Source organism: Ruegeria sp. BC2, assembly GCF_056539245.1.
On record NZ_JBQFUQ010000001.1, the window covers coordinates 1,703,986 to 1,723,251 of the forward strand.

Here is a 19,266-nt window from a genome sequence, read left to right on the forward strand (position 1 = left end):
CAGTCAGGGGCATCCGGCATGGACAGCGAATTCTTCGACCTCAACGGCCACCCTTTCTTCGTCCGCCGCTGGGGCGATCCCAACCTGCCTACGCTTTTGATGTTGCACGGTTTCCCGGAGTATGGCGGCGCGTGGTCCGACCTGGCCCCGCACCTTTCGGACCGCTTTCACTGCATCGCGCCGGACCAGCGTGGCTATGGTCAAAGCTGGGCGCCCGAGGGTATTTCGAACTATGCGCTGTCCAAGCTGGTGTCGGACATGGCTGCGCTGATCGAGCAGTTCGGCGACCCCGTCACTGTGCTGGGACATGATTGGGGCGCCTCGGTGGCTTACGGTCTTGCCATGTTCCACCCCAAGTTGGTCAGCCGCCTGGTCATCGCCAACGGTGTTCACCCTGTCCCGTTCCAGCGCGAATTGGCGGCAGCGGGCAAACAATCTGAGGCCTCGCAATACATCAACCGCCTGCGCGCGCCCGATGCAGCCGAATTTCTTTCGGCCGACAACTTCGCCAAGCTCGAACAATTCTTTCGGCATGGCATGGGGTTGGACTGGATGAGCGACGCGCGCATGGGCGACTATCGCACCGAATGGGCCCGCCCCGGACGGCTCGACGCCATGCTGAACTGGTACCGGGCCTCACCCCTCGTGGTGGCTGAGCCGGGCGCGCCCTGCACGGACCTGCCGGAACTGCCCGTTGACAGATTGACAGTCTTCTGCCCGCATTTGCTTCTGTGGGGGCCGCGGGACAAAGCCTTGCTTCCCGAATGCACCGATGGGCTGGAGGAGTTCGCACCCAACCTGACCCGCAAGCAGATCGACGGTACAGACCATTGGCTGCATCACCAGAAACCTCAGGCGGTGGCCGACGCTATTCTCGATTGGGTTCAGGACAACTGAGCCAACTCTTCGCCCGACGCCGAAGGACGCAAGAGGCAGCGCCCTTCACCGATGGCCCCAGTCATCCGGATTGTCCGAATTGTTCGGAGACAACCCCAGAATGTCGCCCTTGGTCGAACAGCCAAGCCCCAGAACTGTGCGGTTGGCGTAGGAGAAATAGGCGCAGACCTGATTGATCTCCAGGATCTCACCATCGTCCCAGCCAACAGATCGCAACGCGTCAATATCCGCCGCCACCAGGTCGGCCGGGTTCTCGGTCAGTTTTCGGGCGTATTCCATCGCCGCCACCTGTGCGGGGTCCAACGGCGCCGTCTCGGGTGTTTCCGCCTCGATCGCCGCGCGGATGGCCATACCGCGCTGCTCGTCGCCCAAGAGTCGCTGCAACCCGCTGAAATGATGCTCGACACAATAGCCGCAGCGATTCAGCGAGCTGACCCAGACCCCGAGCACTTCCAGAAACCACTTGGGAACCGAGTTTCCCGAATGGTGCAGCACGTTCTTGTAGAGCGCCATGTGACCTTCCATCGAATGTGGACGCAGGGAATGCACCATCATGATGTTGTCCACATTGTTCCCAGGCCCCGTGACCCGGTCATACAGCGTCTTCAACCGACCGCGGGCCTCGTCGAATGGTATCGTCTTAATCCAGCTCATCACCTGCTCCTCCACGATTTCCGCAACTCAGCGGGAAAACTACCCGTTTTGCAACCCGCCACCGCCCGCAAGTTTGATACAACACCTCGCGTCCCTCTTCCCCCGACCCACATCACCTGCCATAATGGGCCAAACCCAAAAACAAGAGCAGCACCCATGCCCGACGACCTGTTGACGCCCGAATCCGCCACCACCTACGACGCCTCCTCGATCGAGGTCCTCGAAGGTCTGGAGCCCGTGCGCAAACGCCCCGGCATGTATATCGGCGGCACCGACGAACGGGCACTGCACCACATGGTGGCCGAAATCCTCGACAATTCGATGGACGAGGCCGTTGCCGGCCATGCCAACCGTATCGAGGTGGAACTGCACGACGATTACGCCCTGACTGTGCGCGACAACGGCCGCGGTATTCCGATCGACCCGCACCCGAAATTCCCCGATAAATCCGCGCTCGAGGTGATCCTGTGCACCCTGCACGCGGGCGGCAAGTTCTCGGGCAAGGCCTACCAGACCTCGGGCGGTCTGCACGGCGTGGGCGCCTCGGTTGTCAACGCCCTGTCGGATTCGATGGTCGTACAGGTGGCCCGCAACAAGGAGCTGTACGAACAGCGCTTTTCGCGCGGCATCCCACTGGGTCCGGTCGAAAAGGTGGGCTCGGCTCCCAATCGGCGCGGCACCACCGTCACCTTCCACGCCGACCCCGAAATCTTCGGCCACCACAGGTTCAAACCCGCCCGCCTGTTCAAATCGATCCGCTCCAAGGCCTACCTGTTCTCGGGCGTTGAAATCCGCTGGAAAACCGCAATCGACGACGGCGAGACGCCCACCGAGGCTACCTTCCACTTCCCCGGCGGCCTGTCGGACTACCTCAAGGAGACGATGAACGGCTCCTCGACCTATTCCGAACAGCCCTTCGCCGGAACCGTTGATTTCAACGAGAAATTCGGCACCCCCGGCAAGGTGGAATGGGCGATCAACTGGACGCCGTCGCGCGATGGCTTCATCCAGTCCTACTGCAACACCGTTCCGACGCCCGAGGGCGGCACCCACGTGGCGGGCTTCTGGGCCGCGATCCTCAAGGGCATCAAGGCCTACGGTGAACTGATCAACAACAAGAAGGCCGCCCAGATCACCCGCGATGACCTGATCACCGGCGGCTGCGCGCTGGTCTCGTGCTTCATCCGTGAACCCGAATTCGTCGGCCAGACCAAGGACCGTCTTGCCACGGTCGAGGCACAGCGGCTGGTCGAAAACTCGGTCCGCGACCATTTCGACAATTGGCTGGCCGCCGACACCAAATCCGCCGGCGCCATTCTGGATTTCCTCATCCTGCGGGCCGAGGAACGCCTGCGCCGACGGGCCGAGAAGGAAACACAACGCAAGTCCGCCACTAAGAAACTCCGTCTTCCCGGCAAGTTGGTGGACTGTAGTAGTTCAACACGCGACGGCACCGAATTATTCATCGTCGAGGGCGACTCGGCTGGCGGCTCGGCCAAGATGGCCCGCGACCGCAAGACACAGGCCCTGCTGCCCTTGCGCGGCAAGATCCTGAACGTACTGGGCGCGGCCAGCTCGAAACTGGGCACCAACGCCGAGATCAACGACCTGACGCAGGCCCTTGGCGTCGGGCTGGGCACCAAGTTCAACATCGACGACCTTCGCTATGACAAGGTCATAATCATGACCGACGCCGACGTGGACGGCGCTCATATCGCCTCGCTGCTGATGACGTTCTTCTTCACCCAGATGCGCCCGATGATCGACGCGGGCCACCTGTACCTGGCCTGCCCACCGCTCTACCGCCTGACACAAGGAGCGAAACGTGTCTATTGCCTGGACGAAGCCGAGCGCGACGAATGGCTGGAGAAAGGTCTGGGCGGCAAAGGCAAGATCGACGTCAGCCGCTTCAAGGGTCTGGGTGAAATGGACGCCAAGGACCTAAAAGAAACCACGATGGACCCCAAGTCGCGGAAATTGATCCGCGTCACCATCGACGAGGACGAACCTGGCGAGACCGGCGACCTGGTCGAGCGTCTGATGGGCAAGAAACCCGAACTGCGGTTCCAGTACATTCAGGAGAACGCGCGGTTTGTGGAGGAGTTGGATGTTTGAGTTCCAACGTGCTCGCGCTCACCAGCGAATTACATAACTATTTCTAAGCGCAGGGAGTTTTTCGTCGATTAGGATACCGGTTTAAAAGCACCTATGGATACAAAGGGATTGCGTTATGTTGGACCGACAAACGCTAGAAACGCTGGCATCAGAGCGAGATGTAGACGCGTTAGGCATATCTAACGACATCTTACCCGATTCAGTTATCGCCCTACTGGGCTTTCAGCGAACCAAACAAATCAGCAAACAGGCCCGAGAAGCTTGGATGGCCGGAAATCGTGCCCCGTTAGTGGCCGAGGTCGTCGAGCGCCGCGGCGCAATCTTTAATGGTGCGTTGCTGGAAATCTTCCGAGAGCACATCCCGTTGCGTCGCTATTTGGCCGAACGCAAAATCCGACCAAAGTCAATCGTCGACATTGGTTGCGGTCAAGCCTTGCCGACCCTTTTTCTGCTTCGCGATCATTCTCCTAAGCTTACATTGGTAGATATCGAACACACCGATGAGCAGTACCATTCTTGGGCCAGAAGTGGCAGCGGTTACAGCAGTCTGGCCCATGCCCGCGACCTTCTAGTGCACAACGGAGCTGACCCGCGCGAAGTCGAAACCCTGAATCCCCAAAAAAATCCTAACGACATGGCACAGGTCAGCGGGGACTTGGTCACTAGCTTTTATTCATGCGGGTTCCACTACCCAGTAGATGACTATATTGACCTGATGGTCCAGACGATTGGTGGCGGCGGCAGTGTTTGCCTGGACCTGCGCAAACGATATTTGCGCCGCCGCCCAGCCCCGCTCGATCGGCTCCTGTCGGCGGGTCGAATGGTCACACTATATGAGGATCCGCGTTCGTACCGTGTGGTGGTTACTGGACTGTAGCGGGGCAACGCTGCTCCACTCATTCTACGCATTCGCCCCCTTGCCTAACCCGTTGATCCCGTTCACACTTACTCTCAACCCGTCATCCAAGAACGAGCTTTGAGGTTCCGAGCGTCCAAGACCCAATTTGAAAATCGGATATCCGAACGGGAGGACGACATGAAAACTTTGACTCTCGGGCTGGCCCTGACCCTGATGGCCTCGGCAGCCCCCGCGCAGCAGATGCTCAGCACCGCATCCCCCATCCCCGAAGGCGCCGAGACCCGGTTCTGCTATTACGAAGGCATGGCCTATTCCGAGGATGCCTTTGTGCTGATGGTCGGTGACAACACCGTTACCAGTACGGTGAGCACGGTGCAGGAACGCCTGTTGCGTTGTTACCGTGAAAGCGACGGCGTGCTGCGTTGGCGGCCTCAGAGCACGTTTCAGGTCAGCAAATAGCGCCTGAACGGCCCCTAGCCCAGCTTCTGGTCCAGCCAGTCCGCAATCTGTGCGGCTGGCTTTTCCCAACCGGGCTCCATGAACAGAAAATGCGCGTGACCTTCTGCAGGCAGAAAGGTCGCGCGGTCGCCATAGAGTTTTGCCAAGGCACGGCAGGTGTTGGGGTTCACCGCCCTGTCCTCCGAGCCTGAAACGATCAGAACCGGGCAGTCGACCTTGTCGATATCAACCTTCATCGCGTGGTGATCGTCGAACATCCAGAAAAACATCTCGAACATCACCCGCCCGCTTTCCGGGCCAAGCTGATCGAAGACCGCATGTTGCTGGGCTTTGGGCATTTTGTTCAATGCAAATGGGGCCATCAGGTCGAAGTCGACGCGCATGGGCTGCTTCCAGAACGCCCCGCCCTCCATCAAGGCGCGCGGCACTGCGCGTTCGTCATCGGTTTCCGGCAGGGTGCCCCAGGCCGCGTTCGGGTTGATCAACACGATGGCGCTGGCCAGCCCGCGAGACGCAACCTGCTGGGCAACGACGCCCGCAATGGCATGCCCAAGGATCACGGGTTTGCTGTCCAACCCCTGGACGAATTCTGCAATGTCGTTGGCATAATCCAGCACGCTGGTGTCGGTCAGACCCGCATCGGGGTCGGCTGCGGGATCGCCGCCATGGAATCTCAGCGCCGGGGTGTGCGCCGTCCATCCACGGGCGCGGAAGAACTCCGCATAGTCCGCCATGCACCACGGCCCGGCAAACGCCCCGTGGATCAGCACAATCTCTTTGCTCATCACGTTCTCCCTCCGGCTCCTGACCCGAGTATGGGCATCCTGACACGCGTTACAACTGCACGTGATCGCTGTTGCGTGGGAAGACTGACCACTTAAACTCGGGTGCATGAGCTTCATCACCGACTATCAGCTGCCCCTGCTGTTGCTGTTCTTTCTGGCCGGATCGATTGGCACCGCGTTCCTGTTTCGCAAACCAGCGGGTCACCGGGCATGGAAGCTGGCCGACCTCGTGTGGGTCGTGTTGGGTGGGCTGGGCGCGCTGGTGGCGGTCATGGCGGGGCTCTACAAATCCGACAGCTCAAGGTTGGACAGGCAGATCGACGTTGCCTATGCGGCGACACTGGCCTTCGATCGCGACGCCGCGCGGTTCCGGCTGCGGTTCTGCGATCCGGCCTACGACCCGGACACGGCGGTTTTGTGCGACAAGGTCGAGTTCCTGTCGGCCTCGACCGCCAGCAACGCCGACCTGCCGCTGTTCATCGCCGTCACCAACGAAGTTGCGCCGCTGCAGGGCCTGAACTTCATCTTCGGCGCACGGTCCCGAGGCCAGATGGATGACATTCAGGACATGGCCGCCAAGGCCGATGCGTTCGACATCGAGCAATTCCTGGTATTCACCACGCTGGACGCGGAAACGCAGACCGCGATCGACAACATGCGGCGGAAAGTGCCGGCAATTGCCGGAGACTATATGATCCTCGCGCAAAGCTATGATGACCTGATCGCTCAGGTCGCCAAACTGAAGGGAGAGTGGGAATACCTTCAGGAAAACGCCCACATTCTCGTGCTACAGATCATCGCGCTGTGTCTTGTCAGCTTTGCGGCACCATTCCGGTTGGGCAAATCTGTTGTCGAGTTGCGGTCCAACCTCATCACCGAGCCGCCGGCGCGGAAGCCAACCTCCGAAGCACCTGAGACCGAGGTTACCGAGGTGGCGCCTCAGGACGCGTCCGACCACGGCGCCCGGCACCTGTAATGGCGCGCGCCCGCAAAAGTGTCGCGCGCGGCAGAGAGCGCATGAGCGCCTCCTCCTTCCCCGGTTGATCCGGATATCCGCCGGCGGCCTTGTACAATTGCGCCGGCAGCAGCAGACCCTGATCACCAGACGCCAGTCCGAAGACCCGGCTACGCAGATTGGCCCAACCTGCCGTCAAACTCGGGCTCAGGCCTGAGGACCGGAACCCAAGGCGAAAAACACCCGGACGCTGCGTTACAAGGTGCTCGGCCACCGCATCGGTCCACCCCGGCTCAAGCTCGGTCCCCGGACGGATGATCAGCAACCAGTCGCCCACCGCGGCGTCGCATCCCACGCGCAGCTGCGCGGTACGAGACCCGGCCCCGGCAACGATCCGGGCACCTGCTTCATCGGCAATACGCAACGTATGATCGGTCGACCCTCCATCGGCGATGACAAGTTCGCGGATCAGACCGGCGTGCAGACCTTCCATCAGGGTCATCAGCGAGCGCGCGAGTTCGGTTTGGGAATCGAATGTCGGAATCACGATACTGATCGGGGCGGACACGTTCGAAACCTCTGGTCTTGGCAACGGGTTCGCTTATATCACCGCTCTCAGGGCAATGACGAGGACCCAAAGATGAGCACCCGCCGCATTTTGCGCCTGACCGGCACGGATACCGACAGCTTCTTGCAAGGTCTGGTCACTAATGACACCCGCAAGCTGGATGATGGTCTTGTCTACGCGGCCATCCTGACCCCGCAGGGCAAGTACCTGGCCGATTTCTTTCTGAAACGCGATGGCGACTCGGTACTGCTGGACGTGGTTGAGGGGATGGCGGATGCACTGATCAAGCGGCTGAACATGTACAAGCTGCGGGCGGACGTGCGTATCGAGGAAACCAACTTGCACCTGCAACGCGGAACCGGGCCCGCACCCGAAGGCGCCCTGCCCGATCCTCGTCACCCCGATATGGGCTGGCGCGCATATTCTGACGCTCCCGAAGCCGAGGATGGAACGGATTGGGACGCAATTCGGGTGCGTTATTGCATCCCGGAAACCGGGATCGAGCTGACACCGGACACTTATATCCTCGAGGCCGGTTTCGAGCCGCTCAACGGCGTTGATTTCAAAAAGGGTTGCTATGTCGGGCAAGAGGTAACCGCTCGCATGAAGCACAAGACCCAGTTGCGTAAGGGGCTGCGGGTTGTCGCCATCGACGGCGCGGCTCCGGTCGGCTCCGAAATCCTTTCGGCGGGAAAGCCAGCTGGTACGCTGTTCACGCAATCGAACGGACAGGCCATCGCCTATCTGCGCCTTGATCGGGCGGGCGACGACATGCAGGCCGGAGACGCCCGGCTGCGTCTGCTGGATTGAGCCTGTTGCCCAACCGGCACGACCACTAACCGGGCTGCTTTGCAAACGTTTTATCCGGCCCGGCCACACGGTAAGACTTGAGGCACTTGGCTGATCGGGTGCCTGCATGCTCCAACTGTATTCAGCCATCTGGCGCGCCAGCGCCGGACGGCAAGTCATACTGATCCTGTTGTCCTTGTCGGTCGCGGCTCTTGCCGCGGCCCCGTTGGAGTTTCAACGGGACATCATCAACCATCTGACCTCGGACAATATCGAGGCGCCTCATCTCCTGCTGCTGGGTGCCGGCATGATGGGGGTGATCCTGCTGAGCCTCGCTCTGAAGTGGGTGTTGGGATATCGCGCGGGGACGTTGGGCGAAGACATGATCCGTCGCATTCGCCAGCTTTTGCTGGCCCGCACCGTGGACGTGGACGAGTCCGGCGAGAATGTCCGCAAGGGAACCATGACGACGGCCATTTCTGCCGAAGCCGAAGAACTGGGCAAATTCGCAGGGGGCGCGTTCTCGGACCCGGTCGTACAAATCGGAACCTTGGTCAGCGTGATTGGCTACATCTCGTCGACGCAACCCTGGCTGGGACTGATCGCCCTTTCGATGATCGCGCCGCAGATCCTCATCGTTCTCGTCTCGCAGAGAAAGGTGAACGTGTTCGTGGCGGATCGCGTCCGCATATTGCGAAGCGCGACCGACCATCTGACGATCGAAAACATCGAGGCCGTGACTCAAGAGGTGCACGACCAGTTCGACGCGATCTACGACACCCGGCGGCGGATGTTCCTGTGGAAATTGTCGGCCAAGTTTCTGCTGAGCGTGATCAACGGTGCAGGCACCGTCGGTGTTCTGATGCTGGGCGGATGGCTGGTTCTGCAAGGAGAAACCGACGTGGGAACCGTGGTCGCCGCGACCAGCGGTCTGGCCCGGATCCAGGGGCCGACCGGGTTTCTCATCGCTTTTTACCGGCAGGTCAGCGCCAATCGCATCAAGTTCGAGCTGTTGCTGGAACTGTTCGGCCCGGACCGCGCCCGCTACCGCCGGGGCGGGGCCGCCTCGCAAGAAAAAAACCGCGCCGAATAGCGGCGCGGTTTCTTGGTCTTTCTCCGAGTATGACGCGACGTTACGCGCGCTCGGAATATTCCATGGTCTCGGTGTTCACGACGATCATCTCGTCCTGCGCGATGAACGGCGGCACCATGACTTTGACCCCGTTGTCCAGAACCGCCGGCTTGAACGAGTTCGCCGCAGTCTGACCTTTGACGACCGGTTCAGTCTCGACGACCTTGCAGACGACTTTCTGAGGCAGCGTCGCGTTCAGCGCCTCGCTTTCATAGAATTCGACCACGATGGTCATCCCGTCCTGAAGGAACGGACGACGGTCACCCAGCAAATCTGCAGGCAATTCAATCTGTTCATAGGTCTCGGCATCCATGAATACCAGCATCCCGTCGCTTTCATACAGGAACTGCTGGTCTTTCTGCTCCAACCGAACACGCTCGACCTTGTCCGCTGAACGGAACCGCTCGTTCAGTTTCGAACCGTTGCGCAGGTTCCGCAATTCCACCTGTGCAAAGGCACCGCCTTTGCCCGGTTTGACGTGATCGACCTTGACCGCCGCCCACAGACCGCCGTTATGCTCAAGCACATTGCCCGGGCGAATTTCGTTCCCATTGATCTTGGGCATGACATATTTCCTTCACACATGGTTGATGCGTCAGTTGTCGTCCCTATATCCGGCGGGACCGATCCATGCAATACAACGAAACCTAGTGCTGCACCTGCAGAGAGCCATGCAAATGACGCAACGCAACTATGCAAATTAGGTGTATCCGAATCGCACTAAATAGGTCATAAGGACCGCCACGCCGAAAATTACAAGAGCAAGAACAACAAGGAAAACGAGATGAGAGATTTCGTTGACGGCACCGCCTTTAACAATGAGCAAGGCAACCGTGCCCGCAAACTTTTCGCGGCCGTTGTGCTGGCTGCACTCGATGATGCCATCGCCGATGACAAGAAATACGGCAATGGCCCGGAACAAATCGCCCGCTGGGCACGCTCGCGCGATGGGCGCGAAGTGCTGTCCTGCGCTGGCATCGACCCGAACGAACGGGTTGTCCACGGACTGATGGAGTTCGTTGGCCGTGGCGTGCGTACCTCCGTCGCCCTGTCGCGCGAAGAAAGCGAACGCCGCAACGCTGCACAGCAGGCCGAAGCCGCCTAAGGCTTTGCCCGACCCAAAAACGCGCGCCGGTACTTTCGGCGCGCTTTTTTTTGCCCTGTACGCAGCGGAATAGTCGCATTCGTCGTGCAAATGGCCCGATCCACGCTTTCGTCGGCTGAATAAATGCGGTCATCTGCCAACATCCGCAGGAGGCTCAGATGGTTCGCGCGATCATGATTCAGGGAACCGGCAGCAACGTCGGCAAGTCGATGCTTGTGGCCGGGCTGGCCCGGGCCTTTGCGCGGCGAGGGTTGAAGGTTGCCCCCTTCAAACCACAGAACATGTCCAACAACGCCGCAGTAGCGGCAAATGGAGGCGAGATTGGCCGCGCCCAGGCGCTGCAGGCCCGGGCGGCGGGGCGCCCGCCGCATACGGACATGAATCCAATCCTTCTGAAGCCGGAAACCGATACCGGTGCGCAAGTGATCGTTCAGGGCAAGCGGGCGGGAACGATGCGGGCCAAGGACTATCGCAAGGACAAATCCAAGCTTCTGAACGCCGCGCTCGAGAGCTTTGCCAGGCTTTGCCAAGATGCCGACCTTGTGCTGGTCGAGGGCGCCGGCAGTCCGGCCGAGACCAACCTGCGGGCAGGCGACATCGCCAACATGGGCTTTGCCTGCGCCGCAAATGTGCCCGTCATACTGGTGGGAGACATTCACCGGGGCGGCGTCGTAGCGCAGATCGTCGGCACCCACACAGTGCTGGACAGTGCCGATCTTGCAATGATCCGCGGCTTTGCGGTCAATCGCTTCAAGGGAGATGTCAGCCTGTTTGATGACGGGCGCGACGACATTGCGGCACGCACCGGATGGCCTTGCCTGGGCGTCGTTCCCTGGTTTGACGATGCTTGGAAACTGCCCGCAGAAGACATGATGGATATCCGCTCGCACGCCGGCGGCACCTGCAAGGTTGCAGTGCCGCAGTTGGAGCGCATGGCGAATTTCGACGATTTGGACCCGCTGTCTGCCGAACCGGGTGTTTCGGTCGAGATCATTCCGGCTGGCCGCCCCCTTCCCGGTGACGCGGATCTGGTGATTCTGCCGGGCAGCAAATCAACGATCGGAGATTTGGCCTTTTTCCGCAAACAGGGTTGGGACATCGACCTGTATGCCCATGTACGGCGGGGCGGCCATGTTCTTGGCCTCTGCGGCGGGTATCAGATGCTGGGCCGGGTGATCGCCGACCCCGACGGAGTGGACGGCAGACCCGGCAGCGTCGATGGGCTGGGTTTGCTGGACGTGGAAACGGTTATGTCCGGGGAAAAGCGGGTCGAACTGCGATCAGCGCAGGCCTTGCCCGGCGGCGAGCCTGTCACCGGCTACGAAATCCACATGGGACGCACCCAAGGTCCGGATACTGCCCGTGCGTGGTTACAGGTGGAGGGTCGCCCGGAAGGCGCCGCATCGAGAGACGGGCGCGTTCTGGGAAGCTATTTACACGGCATTTTCGCGTCAGACGCCTTCCGCGCGTCGTATCTGCAGCGGTTTGGCGCCAGGTCGGAACTGGCATACGAAGACAGTGTTGAGCAAACGTTGGAGTCTTTGGCCGATCACCTTGAACAGCATATGGACCTTGATGCCCTGCTGTCACTGGCAGCCGAGCCTCGGTTCGGCTGAGCGTCAATCCAAATTCTGAGCGGCCAAAGCGCGGTTGATCTCGCGCCGCACCAGCTTGCGAATGTTGCGGGTGATACGTTCACCCAGCGCGCCCTGCAGTTCCTGACGGACGATGTCTGCGATCAACTCGCGCAATTCGTCTTCATCCATCGTGCCGGTCGCCATCGCCGGCGTTTCCTGATCCAGCTTTACTTCGGCCTCTGAGGCATCCCGGTTGTCGCGGATAAACGTGGCAGGCGTTGTTTCCTCGTCGCTGTCAGCGTCCATCTCAGCTTCGGACGCAGCCGCATCCTTCGACGTCGAAAACCCGGTGTCCGAGGCCCAACTGACCGTGTCGGTGCGCGTGCCGGAATAAGCGTCGTCGCTTTCACCGTCAGGCTCCCACTGATCTTCGGTCCGCGCAATCGCAGCCTCAAGAGCCGCGATCTTGGCGCTCAGGCTTCCGGCCAGATCCCTGCGGCCTTCGCGATCATCCGAAGACTCACCGCCAATGTCATTGATTGCCGGCGTTCCGGGACGAACGATATCGCAAGACCGCAACCGCATAGGTTGTGACAGGTCGTTGGCCGGGCGCACCGCCTCGACATTCGCAGCATGCTGCGAGGCCGCCTCAGCCGAGATCTTTTGGGCCAGTTTCAAAGGTGCTTTGGGATCCTCGGCCGGTGTGCCAACCCGCAGGGCATCCGTCAAAACCAGTCGGCCCGGCTTGCGGGCCGCAGTCGCTTTGATCAGGTTCGGGACCTTGCGCCCTTCTTCGCTGACCAAACGCTTGATCGACGACAATACGTCTTCGACACCTGCTTTGACACTGCTATCCGTCATTGTTCTCTACCGCTCTGACCTTTTGGACCAGTGTATCCAATCCGGTCGAACCTAACAACAGATAGTGTGGCTGATCACTCGCGCCGCAAAGCTTTGAGAACTCGATCCAGGTCGCGGCTTTGCTTGCTGATCTGTGCAGGCGCCTTTTTGACCAGGTTGTAGTAGAGCGTCGGGTCATAAATCTGGACCGCCAGTCCAAGGCGCTCGGCCGTCAACAGACCTTGTGCCTGCAACAACTGATAGGCAGCCAGAGACCGTTCCGTCCGCGAGGCAACTTCGGCCAATTGTGCGTCCAGCAAATCCTGCTGAGCGGTCAGAACGTCCAGTGTGGTCCGAGCCCCCAAGGTGGCCTCTTCGCGAATCCCGTCAAAGGCGACCTGCGATGCGCGTACCCGTTCGACGGATGCCCGCAGGCTGGCAGTGGCCGTTTCAAAGCGCACATAGGCGTCCGTCACACCCTGAGTGATGTCTTTCTGCACATTCAGGAGGTTGGCGCGCGATGCGTCCCGCTGAGCCATTGCGCGGCGCACGTTGGCCGCCAATCGGCCACCGGCATAGATGGGCTGATTGAAATTCAACGAGATGGACGCATCGTTGGTATAGTCGTCGTTGTCATAGCTTTCCGTGATCCCCGCGTCCGCGTTCAGGCTTACATTCGGACCCAGGCCCGCGCGCTGCTGCTGCACGGTCAGATCCAAGGCACGCACCTGATGCTGCGCCGAGAGGATTGCCGGATGGTTTCTTTGTGCCAGGCTGATGGCCTCGGCCAAAGAACCGGGCAGCTTCGGCAGACGCGGCTGGCCCGCAGTACGGCCCGGCTGTTTGCCGACGGCGTTCACATATTCCGCTTGGGCAGTGCTCAGGTCGCCTCGCGCATCGGCCAGATCAGCCTGCGAGCTTGCCAACTGCGCTTCGGACAGCGCGACGTCGGTCCGGGTGACCTCACCGACTTCAAAACGGTCCTGCGTGGCCCGCAGTTCCTCGCCTGAGAGATTGACGTTGTTCTGGCGAATCTGAACCGTTTCTTCCTGTAGCAGAACACTCAGATAAGCCGTCGTTGCGCGGAACAGAACCTGTTGCTCAATATCGATCAATGCTTGGCGAGTTGCCAGAACTGTTTCCTGAGCCGACTGTTTCCCGAGAATCGATGCACCGCCGTCATAGACCAGCTGGCTCAGCGTGAGTCCCGAGAAGAAGCGCGACGGTTCGACCGTCGACACCACTGTTCCGGCGCGAGACTTGGCATAATCCTGGCTGACACGGACGGTCCAGTTGATGATCGGGCGCAGGGCCGACAATGCGATTGCAACGTCTTCGTCGGCTGCGCGCAGCAAGGCGCGGTTCTGTTCCAACAGCCCGCTTGTGTTGTATGCACCGATGAACGCGTCGGTCAGATTGTCCGCCAAAACCGAGCGCCCCGGCATCACGCTCAGCGCGATTCCCGCCGTCAGAGCGACTGCCTTGACCAGCTTCCCTCCAGCCGTTCCAAGCATACCCAAATCCTCTCAAATCAAAATAACGCAAGCCCGCAGGCAGTTTGCGCCTTTGTTTTCAACTAATCAAGGGACCGCGGAAAACCGCTGATCGACTATAGCGAAAATGCACACTCGGCCGAAAACGCCGGCAGCACCGGTGCGTTTGCGTTGAAGCCATGACGCCATGTCACCCGCCCATCGGACTTTCGACCAATGCGAACGGTGCCCAGATTGCCTTCGACGAACAGGCAGGCGATGCGGCCATGATCTTTCAGTTGATCGAGCAGGGCATCGGGCAGACGTTCCACACCGCCCTGGATGATGATGACATCATAGGGGCCATGCTCGGCCGCCCCCTGCTCCAAAGGTCCGACATGAATGATCGCGTTGTCGATATCCGCCTCCATCAGGCGGGACTGCGCGTCGGCTGCGTTGGCCTCGTCATCCTCGACGCCCACCACAAGCTGCGCCATGTTCGCGGCGACGGCGGTCGAGTATCCGAACGCCGGGGCGATATCCAGAACCACCTCGTCATTCGAAATATTCAATGCATCCAGCATCTTCGCCAGAGTCCTCGGCTCCAGCAGGCAGCGCCCGTTTCCCAGGTCGATCAGGTCGCCAGCATAGGCCACTTCGCGACTGGCATCCGGCACGAAGTTCTCACGCTGGACCTTCAGCATTGAATCGATGATCGGGAATTTGGTGACATCAGAGGGCCTGATCTGAGTGTCTACCATCGTGTGGCGTCGGGCTGCGAAATCCGTCATGTGACCGCTCGTATATTTCCCATGGTTGCTCGGCTTTTGCCACATCCGATCCCGCCCGGCAACGGCCAGCCCGGCAAAAATTGCAGGCCGCGACAAAAGTTGCCACTGCGCTGACCGACCATCCAACGCCGTGGTCGGCGGAATTTTCAGCAACCCTCTGGACGTTGTTCGGGAAAGCTGCTAGAACCGCGTCTGCACCACGTCAAGTAATTGAAATTGCTTGAAAAGGCGAGTTGGCGGAGTGGTGACGCAGCGGATTGCAAATCCGTGTACACCGGTTCGATTCCGGTACTCGCCTCCAACTTTCCAGCCTCGCATTGCATCGCTGTTCTCTGGTCCTGTGATAGTCGCCTGGACCAGTTTGTTGATACGAAACGCCAAAATACGCGCGGAGATGGTTAGCGCAGCCGAGCTAACCAGTAATTTCCGAGCAAGGATTTAGTCCGCGCTGGGTCACCAGCGACGCGGTCGGTACATGCGAGCCCCCCCCCGGAAAGGGCGTGCCTTGCGCTGACCGTCGGCTCAAACCGTGCTTCGGCCTTGAGGAATCACCTCATACCCCGGCTCTTCCGGTTCATCGTCCTGCATCTCGGCCGGAAAACCGGGCGCGGTAATGCTCAGCCCGGTTGCATCCTCGAGCCGTCGAATGACGTTGGGCGACAGCTCGCGCGCGCCATAGCGGGCGATGGCGTCGTCGAAGATCTTAATCATCAACGGGTTCATCTCCAACGGCACGCCGGCGCGGTCGGCGACCTCCTGGAACAGGCCGATATCCTTTTTCACCAGGTCCATGGTGAAGGAAATATCGCGCGAGCCGTTCAGGATCACCTGGCTTTCGGTCTCATGCACGAAGGACGTGCCGGACGAAATCTTGATCGCCTCGTAGGTGGTGTTCAGGTCCATCCCGGCGGCCTTGGCGGTCACCAGCGCCTCGGCGCAGGTGATCAGGTTGGCAGTGGCCAGATAGTTGGTCAGCACCTTCAGAACCGAGGCCGTGCCCAGATCGCCGGTATGCAGAATGCGCCGGCCCATGGTCGTAAGGAACGGCAGGATACGCTCGAACGTGGCCCGGTCGCAGCCCGCGAAGATCGAGATATTGCCCGTGGCCGCCCGGTGGCACCCGCCCGAAACCGGGCAGTCCACCGCCGCCCCGCCGCGTTCGATCACCATGGCCCCCAGGCGTTTGACCTCGGCCTCGTCGGTGGTGGACATCTCCATCCAGATCTTACCGTGGGTAACCTCGGGCAGCATCTGCTGCATCACTGCGTCCGAGGCAGCGGGCGACGGCAGGCAGGTGATGACCGCATCGCAATCGCGCATCATCTGGGCCGGGCTTTCACCGGCTTTTGCTCCCTTGGCGGCGAACTCCGCCACAAGATCGGGGTTCAGGTCGTGTACCGTCAGGTCGATACCGTCGCGCAGCAGCGACCCCGACAGCTTGCCCCCCACATTGCCCAAACCGATGAAACCGACCTTCATGTTCTGCCCTCCCGCAGGCGCAATTTCGTTGGCACGAGTATTTCCGTTGCCCATCGACAAAAGAAACGAATAATAAGTCAATCTAAATGCAAAATATTTTGGTGCTGAATGGACCGCCTGCCCAATCCGGCCTGGCTGCGCAGCTTCGAAGCCGCCGCCCGCCATCTGAATTTCACCACCGCCGCGCAGGAACTGGGCCTGACCCAGACGGCGGTGTCGCTGCATATCCGCTCGCTCGAGGCGGACCTTGGGCAGCCGCTTTTTGCCCGCAACGCCCGACACCTGTCGCTGACCGAGCTGGGCCAGTCCTATGCGCTGACCGTGCGCCGGGCGCTGTCGGATATTGCGCTGTCCACCAACAGCTTGTTCGGCCCCGCCTCGCGGCAGGCGCTGACCATCCGGGCGGCGATATCGACGATGACCTACTGGATCGCGGCCGAGCTGCCCGCGTTCAGCGCCCAGCACCCCGAGATCCCGGTGCGGCTGGTGTCACATATCTGGAACGACTCGGCCGCGCCTGCGGATGTGGACGTGGAAATCCGGCTGGGCTATGGCGACTGGCCCGGAGTTGCGGCCGAACAGCTGTGCTCGGAACGGCTGGTGCCCGTCTGCCGGGCGCAGGACCCGGCGCCAGACCTGCAAAACGGCCCGTTGATTCACATTCTGGGGTATGAGGACAACTGGGCGCGGTACTTCGAGGCCACGGGCACCGACCTGCCCGACCGCCCCGCGCGTAATTCGGCGGATACGACCGTCACGGCGCTGCAACTGGTGATGGCCGGCGCTGGCTATGCCACCGTTCTGGAGCGGTTCGCGCGCAACGCCATCGCCCAGGGCGCGCCGATCCGGGTTGCGGGGCCGGCGATTCCCTTTGCCCAGTCGCATTATCTGATCCGCAGCGTCAGCGCGGCGCCTCCGTCCATCCCTGCCCAGTTGTTCCTGGCCTGGCTGCGCGACCGGCTGGACGGCGATGCCGCGGATTGATCCCGGCAAGTCGCTTTTTCGATCCGACGCGAGGCACTTGGCCCCGCGCGCTTGACAACCCCCCTGCCCGTGCCGCATGTCGCTTGCGTTGGTGTCTGTGCAAGCAGATGAAAAGGGAATGCGTCAGCGGTTTTCCGTCAAACGCAGCCGCCCCCGCGACCGTGACCGGAGAGGGTGCCCAAATGCCACTGGCCGCTGGCCGGGAAGGCGGGACATCCGACAGAGCGCCGCTCTGACATCCGCAAGCCGGGAGACCTGCCAACGCCCGAAGACAAACCGGACGGGGTGTTCCGGTGTCGGGCCCATGTCCGCAACGTGGCCCGCGCATACCCCGTCCCCCGACAACCGAGTGAGGGGGGATGAGAGACGTGACCGAGACCACACCAGTCGAGCTGCTGGTCTGCACCACTTGCCGACGCGGGCTGCCCATCGAGGATGACGCCCAGCGCCCCGGCACGCTGCTGCACAAGGCACTGGCAGCCGCCGACCTGCCCGCGGGCATCACCCTGAAGCCGGTCGAATGCCTGTCGAACTGCGATCAGGGCTGCTCGATCGTTCTGCGCGGCGGGCCGTCGCGCTGGACCTTCGTCTATGAGAACCTGAACGAATCCGACCATGTCGAGATCATCGTCGAAGGCGCCACCAAATATCTGGCCGCCGATGATGGCCTTGTGAAATGGCGCGACCGCCCTGAACATTTCCGCAAGAACTGCGCCGCCCGCATTCCCCCGATTGGAGCCTGAGCATGAGCACCCTCGAAAAACTTCCCGTCACCGTCATCACCGGCTTTCTCGGCTCGGGCAAGACCACGCTGATCCGCCATCTGATGCAAAACCCGCAGGGCAAGCGGCTGGCCGTGGTGGTCAACGAATTCGGCGACGTGGGCGTCGATGGCGAAATCCTGAAAAGCTGCGCGATCCCCGACTGCCCGGCGGAAAACATCATGGAATTGGCCAATGGCTGCATCTGCTGCACCGTGGCCGATGACTTCATCCCCACGATCGAGGCGCTGATGGCGCTCGACCCGCGCCCCGATCACATCCTGATCGAAACCAGCGGTCTGGCCCTGCCGAAACCGCTGCTCAAGGCGTTCGACTGGCCCGACATCCGCTCCAAGATCACCGTGGACGGCGTGATCGCTCTGGCCGATGCCGAGGCCGTGGCCGCAGGCCGCTTCGCCCCGAATGTCGTGGCGGTGGATGCCCAGCGCATGGCCGATGACTCGATCGACCACGAAACGCCCCTGTCCGAGGTGTTCGAGGATCAGATCTCGTGCGCCGACATCATCCTGCTGACCAAGCCTGACCTGGCCGGCCCCGAAGGCGTGGCCAAGGCGCGCGAGATCATCGCCGCCGAGGCGCCCCGCCCCCTGCCCGTGGTCGAAGTGGCCGAGGGTGCGGTGGACGTGCGCGTGGTGCTGGGGCTGGAGGCCGCAGCCGAAGACGACATGGACGCCCGCCCCTCGCATCACGATGGCCATGACGACCACGAACATGACGATTTCGAAAGCATTGTGGTCGAGCTGCCAGAACAGACCGACCCGGCGCAGCTGGTCGCCAATATCGAGCGTCTGGCGAACGAGCTGAACATCCTGCGGGTCAAGGGCTATGCCGCCGTTCAGGGCAAGCCGATGCGCCTGCTGGTCCAGGCGGTCGGCGCGCGGGTGCGGCACCAGTATGACCGCCCGTGGAAACCCGAGGAAGAGCGCCGCTCGCGCCTTGTGGTCATCGCCGAGCATGACGACATCGACGCCGACGCTATCCGCGGCATCCTGACGGGCGTCACCGAGGCCGCCGAGTAAGCAC

General features: G+C 61.2%; 20 protein-coding genes, 1 tRNA gene and 1 riboswitch. Of the genes, 13 read left to right on the forward strand and 8 right to left on the reverse strand.

Annotation, left to right across the window (positions count from 1 at the left end; all coding sequences use genetic code 11):
* Nucleotides 1-18 precede the first annotated feature (18 nt).
* Nucleotides 19-897 (forward strand): alpha/beta fold hydrolase, encoded by an 879-nt coding sequence (locus ACR0CU_RS08470; protein ID WP_170363088.1) that lies wholly within the window; start codon nt 19-21, stop codon nt 895-897.
* Nucleotides 898-942: 45 nt separating this feature from the next.
* On the opposite strand, the gene ACR0CU_RS08475 is transcribed toward ACR0CU_RS08470, so the two are convergent.
* Nucleotides 943-1,551: a carboxymuconolactone decarboxylase family protein gene (locus ACR0CU_RS08475; RefSeq protein ID WP_170538854.1), complete on the reverse strand. Its 609-nt coding sequence runs from the start codon at nt 1,549-1,551 to the stop codon at nt 943-945.
* Between the two features lie 156 nt (nt 1,552-1,707).
* Here ACR0CU_RS08475 and parE point away from each other — a divergent pair, with 156 nt between their 5' ends.
* The 3 genes from parE (at nt 1,708) to ACR0CU_RS08490 (ending at nt 4,984) form a co-directional block, all read left to right on the forward strand.
* Complete coding sequence (gene parE, locus ACR0CU_RS08480; protein WP_170417968.1) at nt 1,708-3,666, forward strand: DNA topoisomerase IV subunit B; 1,959 nt, start codon at nt 1,708-1,710, stop codon at nt 3,664-3,666.
* 115 nt (nt 3,667-3,781) lie between these two features.
* Nucleotides 3,782-4,543: a hypothetical protein gene (locus tag ACR0CU_RS08485; protein WP_170446702.1), complete on the forward strand. Its 762-nt coding sequence runs from the start codon at nt 3,782-3,784 to the stop codon at nt 4,541-4,543.
* Between the two features lie 159 nt (nt 4,544-4,702).
* Nucleotides 4,703-4,984, forward strand: coding sequence for a DUF1496 domain-containing protein (locus ACR0CU_RS08490; RefSeq protein WP_170435065.1), 282 nt, complete (start codon nt 4,703-4,705; stop codon nt 4,982-4,984).
* A 14-nt stretch (nt 4,985-4,998) separates the two neighbouring features.
* Here the strand turns inward: ACR0CU_RS08490 and ACR0CU_RS08495 are convergent, their stop codons facing one another.
* Complete coding sequence (locus ACR0CU_RS08495) at nt 4,999-5,769, reverse strand: alpha/beta hydrolase (RefSeq protein WP_480642820.1); 771 nt, start codon at nt 5,767-5,769, stop codon at nt 4,999-5,001.
* A 106-nt stretch (nt 5,770-5,875) separates the two neighbouring features.
* On the opposite strand from ACR0CU_RS08495, the gene ACR0CU_RS08500 reads away from it, so the two are divergent.
* Nucleotides 5,876-6,745 carry a hypothetical protein gene (locus ACR0CU_RS08500; RefSeq protein ID WP_480642821.1) on the forward strand — a complete coding sequence of 290 codons (870 nt, stop codon included), beginning with the start codon at nt 5,876-5,878 and terminating at the stop codon, nt 6,743-6,745.
* Here the strand turns inward: ACR0CU_RS08500 and ACR0CU_RS08505 are convergent.
* Nucleotides 6,693-7,292 carry a glycosyltransferase gene (locus ACR0CU_RS08505; RefSeq protein WP_480642823.1) on the reverse strand — a complete coding sequence of 200 codons (600 nt, stop codon included), beginning with the start codon at nt 7,290-7,292 and terminating at the stop codon, nt 6,693-6,695. The genes ACR0CU_RS08500 and ACR0CU_RS08505 overlap by 53 nt on opposite strands.
* A gap of 72 nt (nt 7,293-7,364) precedes the next feature.
* On the opposite strand from ACR0CU_RS08505, the gene ygfZ reads away from it, so the two are divergent.
* A complete protein-coding gene (ygfZ, locus tag ACR0CU_RS08510) occupies nt 7,365-8,102 on the forward strand; it encodes a CAF17-like 4Fe-4S cluster assembly/insertion protein YgfZ (RefSeq protein WP_480642825.1) in 738 nt (245 codons plus the stop codon).
* Nucleotides 8,103-8,208: 106 nt separating this feature from the next.
* Nucleotides 8,209-9,174 carry an ABC transporter transmembrane domain-containing protein gene (locus ACR0CU_RS08515; protein WP_170338230.1) on the forward strand — a complete coding sequence of 322 codons (966 nt, stop codon included), beginning with the start codon at nt 8,209-8,211 and terminating at the stop codon, nt 9,172-9,174.
* 40 nt (nt 9,175-9,214) lie between these two features.
* Here the strand turns inward: ACR0CU_RS08515 and efp are convergent, their stop codons facing one another.
* The gene (efp, locus tag ACR0CU_RS08520) at nt 9,215-9,778 is read right to left on the reverse strand and encodes an elongation factor P (protein WP_093962584.1); all 564 of its coding nucleotides are present in this window, start codon (nt 9,776-9,778) and stop codon (nt 9,215-9,217) included.
* A 219-nt stretch (nt 9,779-9,997) separates the two neighbouring features.
* Here efp and ACR0CU_RS08525 point away from each other — a divergent pair, with 219 nt between their 5' ends.
* Both ACR0CU_RS08525 and ACR0CU_RS08530 read left to right on the forward strand, forming a co-directional pair.
* A complete protein-coding gene (locus ACR0CU_RS08525; RefSeq protein ID WP_093962585.1) occupies nt 9,998-10,318 on the forward strand; it encodes a DUF6280 family protein in 321 nt (106 codons plus the stop codon).
* Between the two features lie 158 nt (nt 10,319-10,476).
* Nucleotides 10,477-11,934: a cobyric acid synthase gene (locus ACR0CU_RS08530; protein ID WP_170446708.1), complete on the forward strand. Its 1,458-nt coding sequence runs from the start codon at nt 10,477-10,479 to the stop codon at nt 11,932-11,934.
* A gap of 3 nt (nt 11,935-11,937) precedes the next feature.
* Here ACR0CU_RS08530 and ACR0CU_RS08535 read toward each other — a convergent pair whose 3' ends face one another.
* The 3 genes from ACR0CU_RS08535 to ACR0CU_RS08545 form a co-directional block, all read right to left on the reverse strand.
* Complete coding sequence (locus ACR0CU_RS08535) at nt 11,938-12,756, reverse strand: hypothetical protein (RefSeq protein ID WP_170358470.1); 819 nt, start codon at nt 12,754-12,756, stop codon at nt 11,938-11,940.
* A 74-nt stretch (nt 12,757-12,830) separates the two neighbouring features.
* The gene (locus ACR0CU_RS08540; protein WP_170446710.1) at nt 12,831-14,249 is read right to left on the reverse strand and encodes a TolC family outer membrane protein; all 1,419 of its coding nucleotides are present in this window, start codon (nt 14,247-14,249) and stop codon (nt 12,831-12,833) included.
* Between the two features lie 95 nt (nt 14,250-14,344).
* On the reverse strand, nt 14,345-14,998 hold the full coding sequence (locus ACR0CU_RS08545) for a protein-L-isoaspartate O-methyltransferase family protein (protein WP_170338223.1): 654 nt from the start codon (nt 14,996-14,998) through the stop codon (nt 14,345-14,347).
* 227 nt (nt 14,999-15,225) lie between these two features.
* On the opposite strand from ACR0CU_RS08545, the gene ACR0CU_RS08550 reads away from it, so the two are divergent.
* A tRNA-Cys gene (locus ACR0CU_RS08550) sits at nt 15,226-15,299 on the forward strand.
* Between the two features lie 221 nt (nt 15,300-15,520).
* Here the strand turns inward: ACR0CU_RS08550 and ACR0CU_RS08555 are convergent.
* Nucleotides 15,521-16,477 carry an NAD(P)-dependent oxidoreductase gene (locus ACR0CU_RS08555; protein ID WP_170446712.1) on the reverse strand — a complete coding sequence of 319 codons (957 nt, stop codon included), beginning with the start codon at nt 16,475-16,477 and terminating at the stop codon, nt 15,521-15,523.
* A 108-nt stretch (nt 16,478-16,585) separates the two neighbouring features.
* Between ACR0CU_RS08555 and ACR0CU_RS08560 the strand changes: the two genes are divergently transcribed.
* The 3 genes from ACR0CU_RS08560 (at nt 16,586) to cobW (ending at nt 19,262) form a co-directional block, all read left to right on the forward strand.
* Entirely contained in the window at nt 16,586-17,461 is an 876-nt protein-coding gene (locus tag ACR0CU_RS08560; protein WP_170446714.1) for a LysR family transcriptional regulator, read from the forward strand.
* Nucleotides 17,462-17,533: 72 nt separating this feature from the next.
* Nucleotides 17,534-17,738, forward strand: a riboswitch (cobalamin riboswitch).
* 82 nt (nt 17,739-17,820) lie between these two features.
* Nucleotides 17,821-18,204, forward strand: a complete 384-nt coding sequence (locus ACR0CU_RS08565; protein ID WP_170390537.1) for a DUF1636 family protein — start codon at nt 17,821-17,823, stop codon at nt 18,202-18,204.
* Between the two features lie 2 nt (nt 18,205-18,206).
* Nucleotides 18,207-19,262 (forward strand): cobalamin biosynthesis protein CobW, encoded by a 1,056-nt coding sequence (gene cobW, locus ACR0CU_RS08570; RefSeq protein WP_480642829.1) that lies wholly within the window; start codon nt 18,207-18,209, stop codon nt 19,260-19,262.
* The last annotated feature ends 4 nt before the right edge of the window (nt 19,263-19,266 follow it).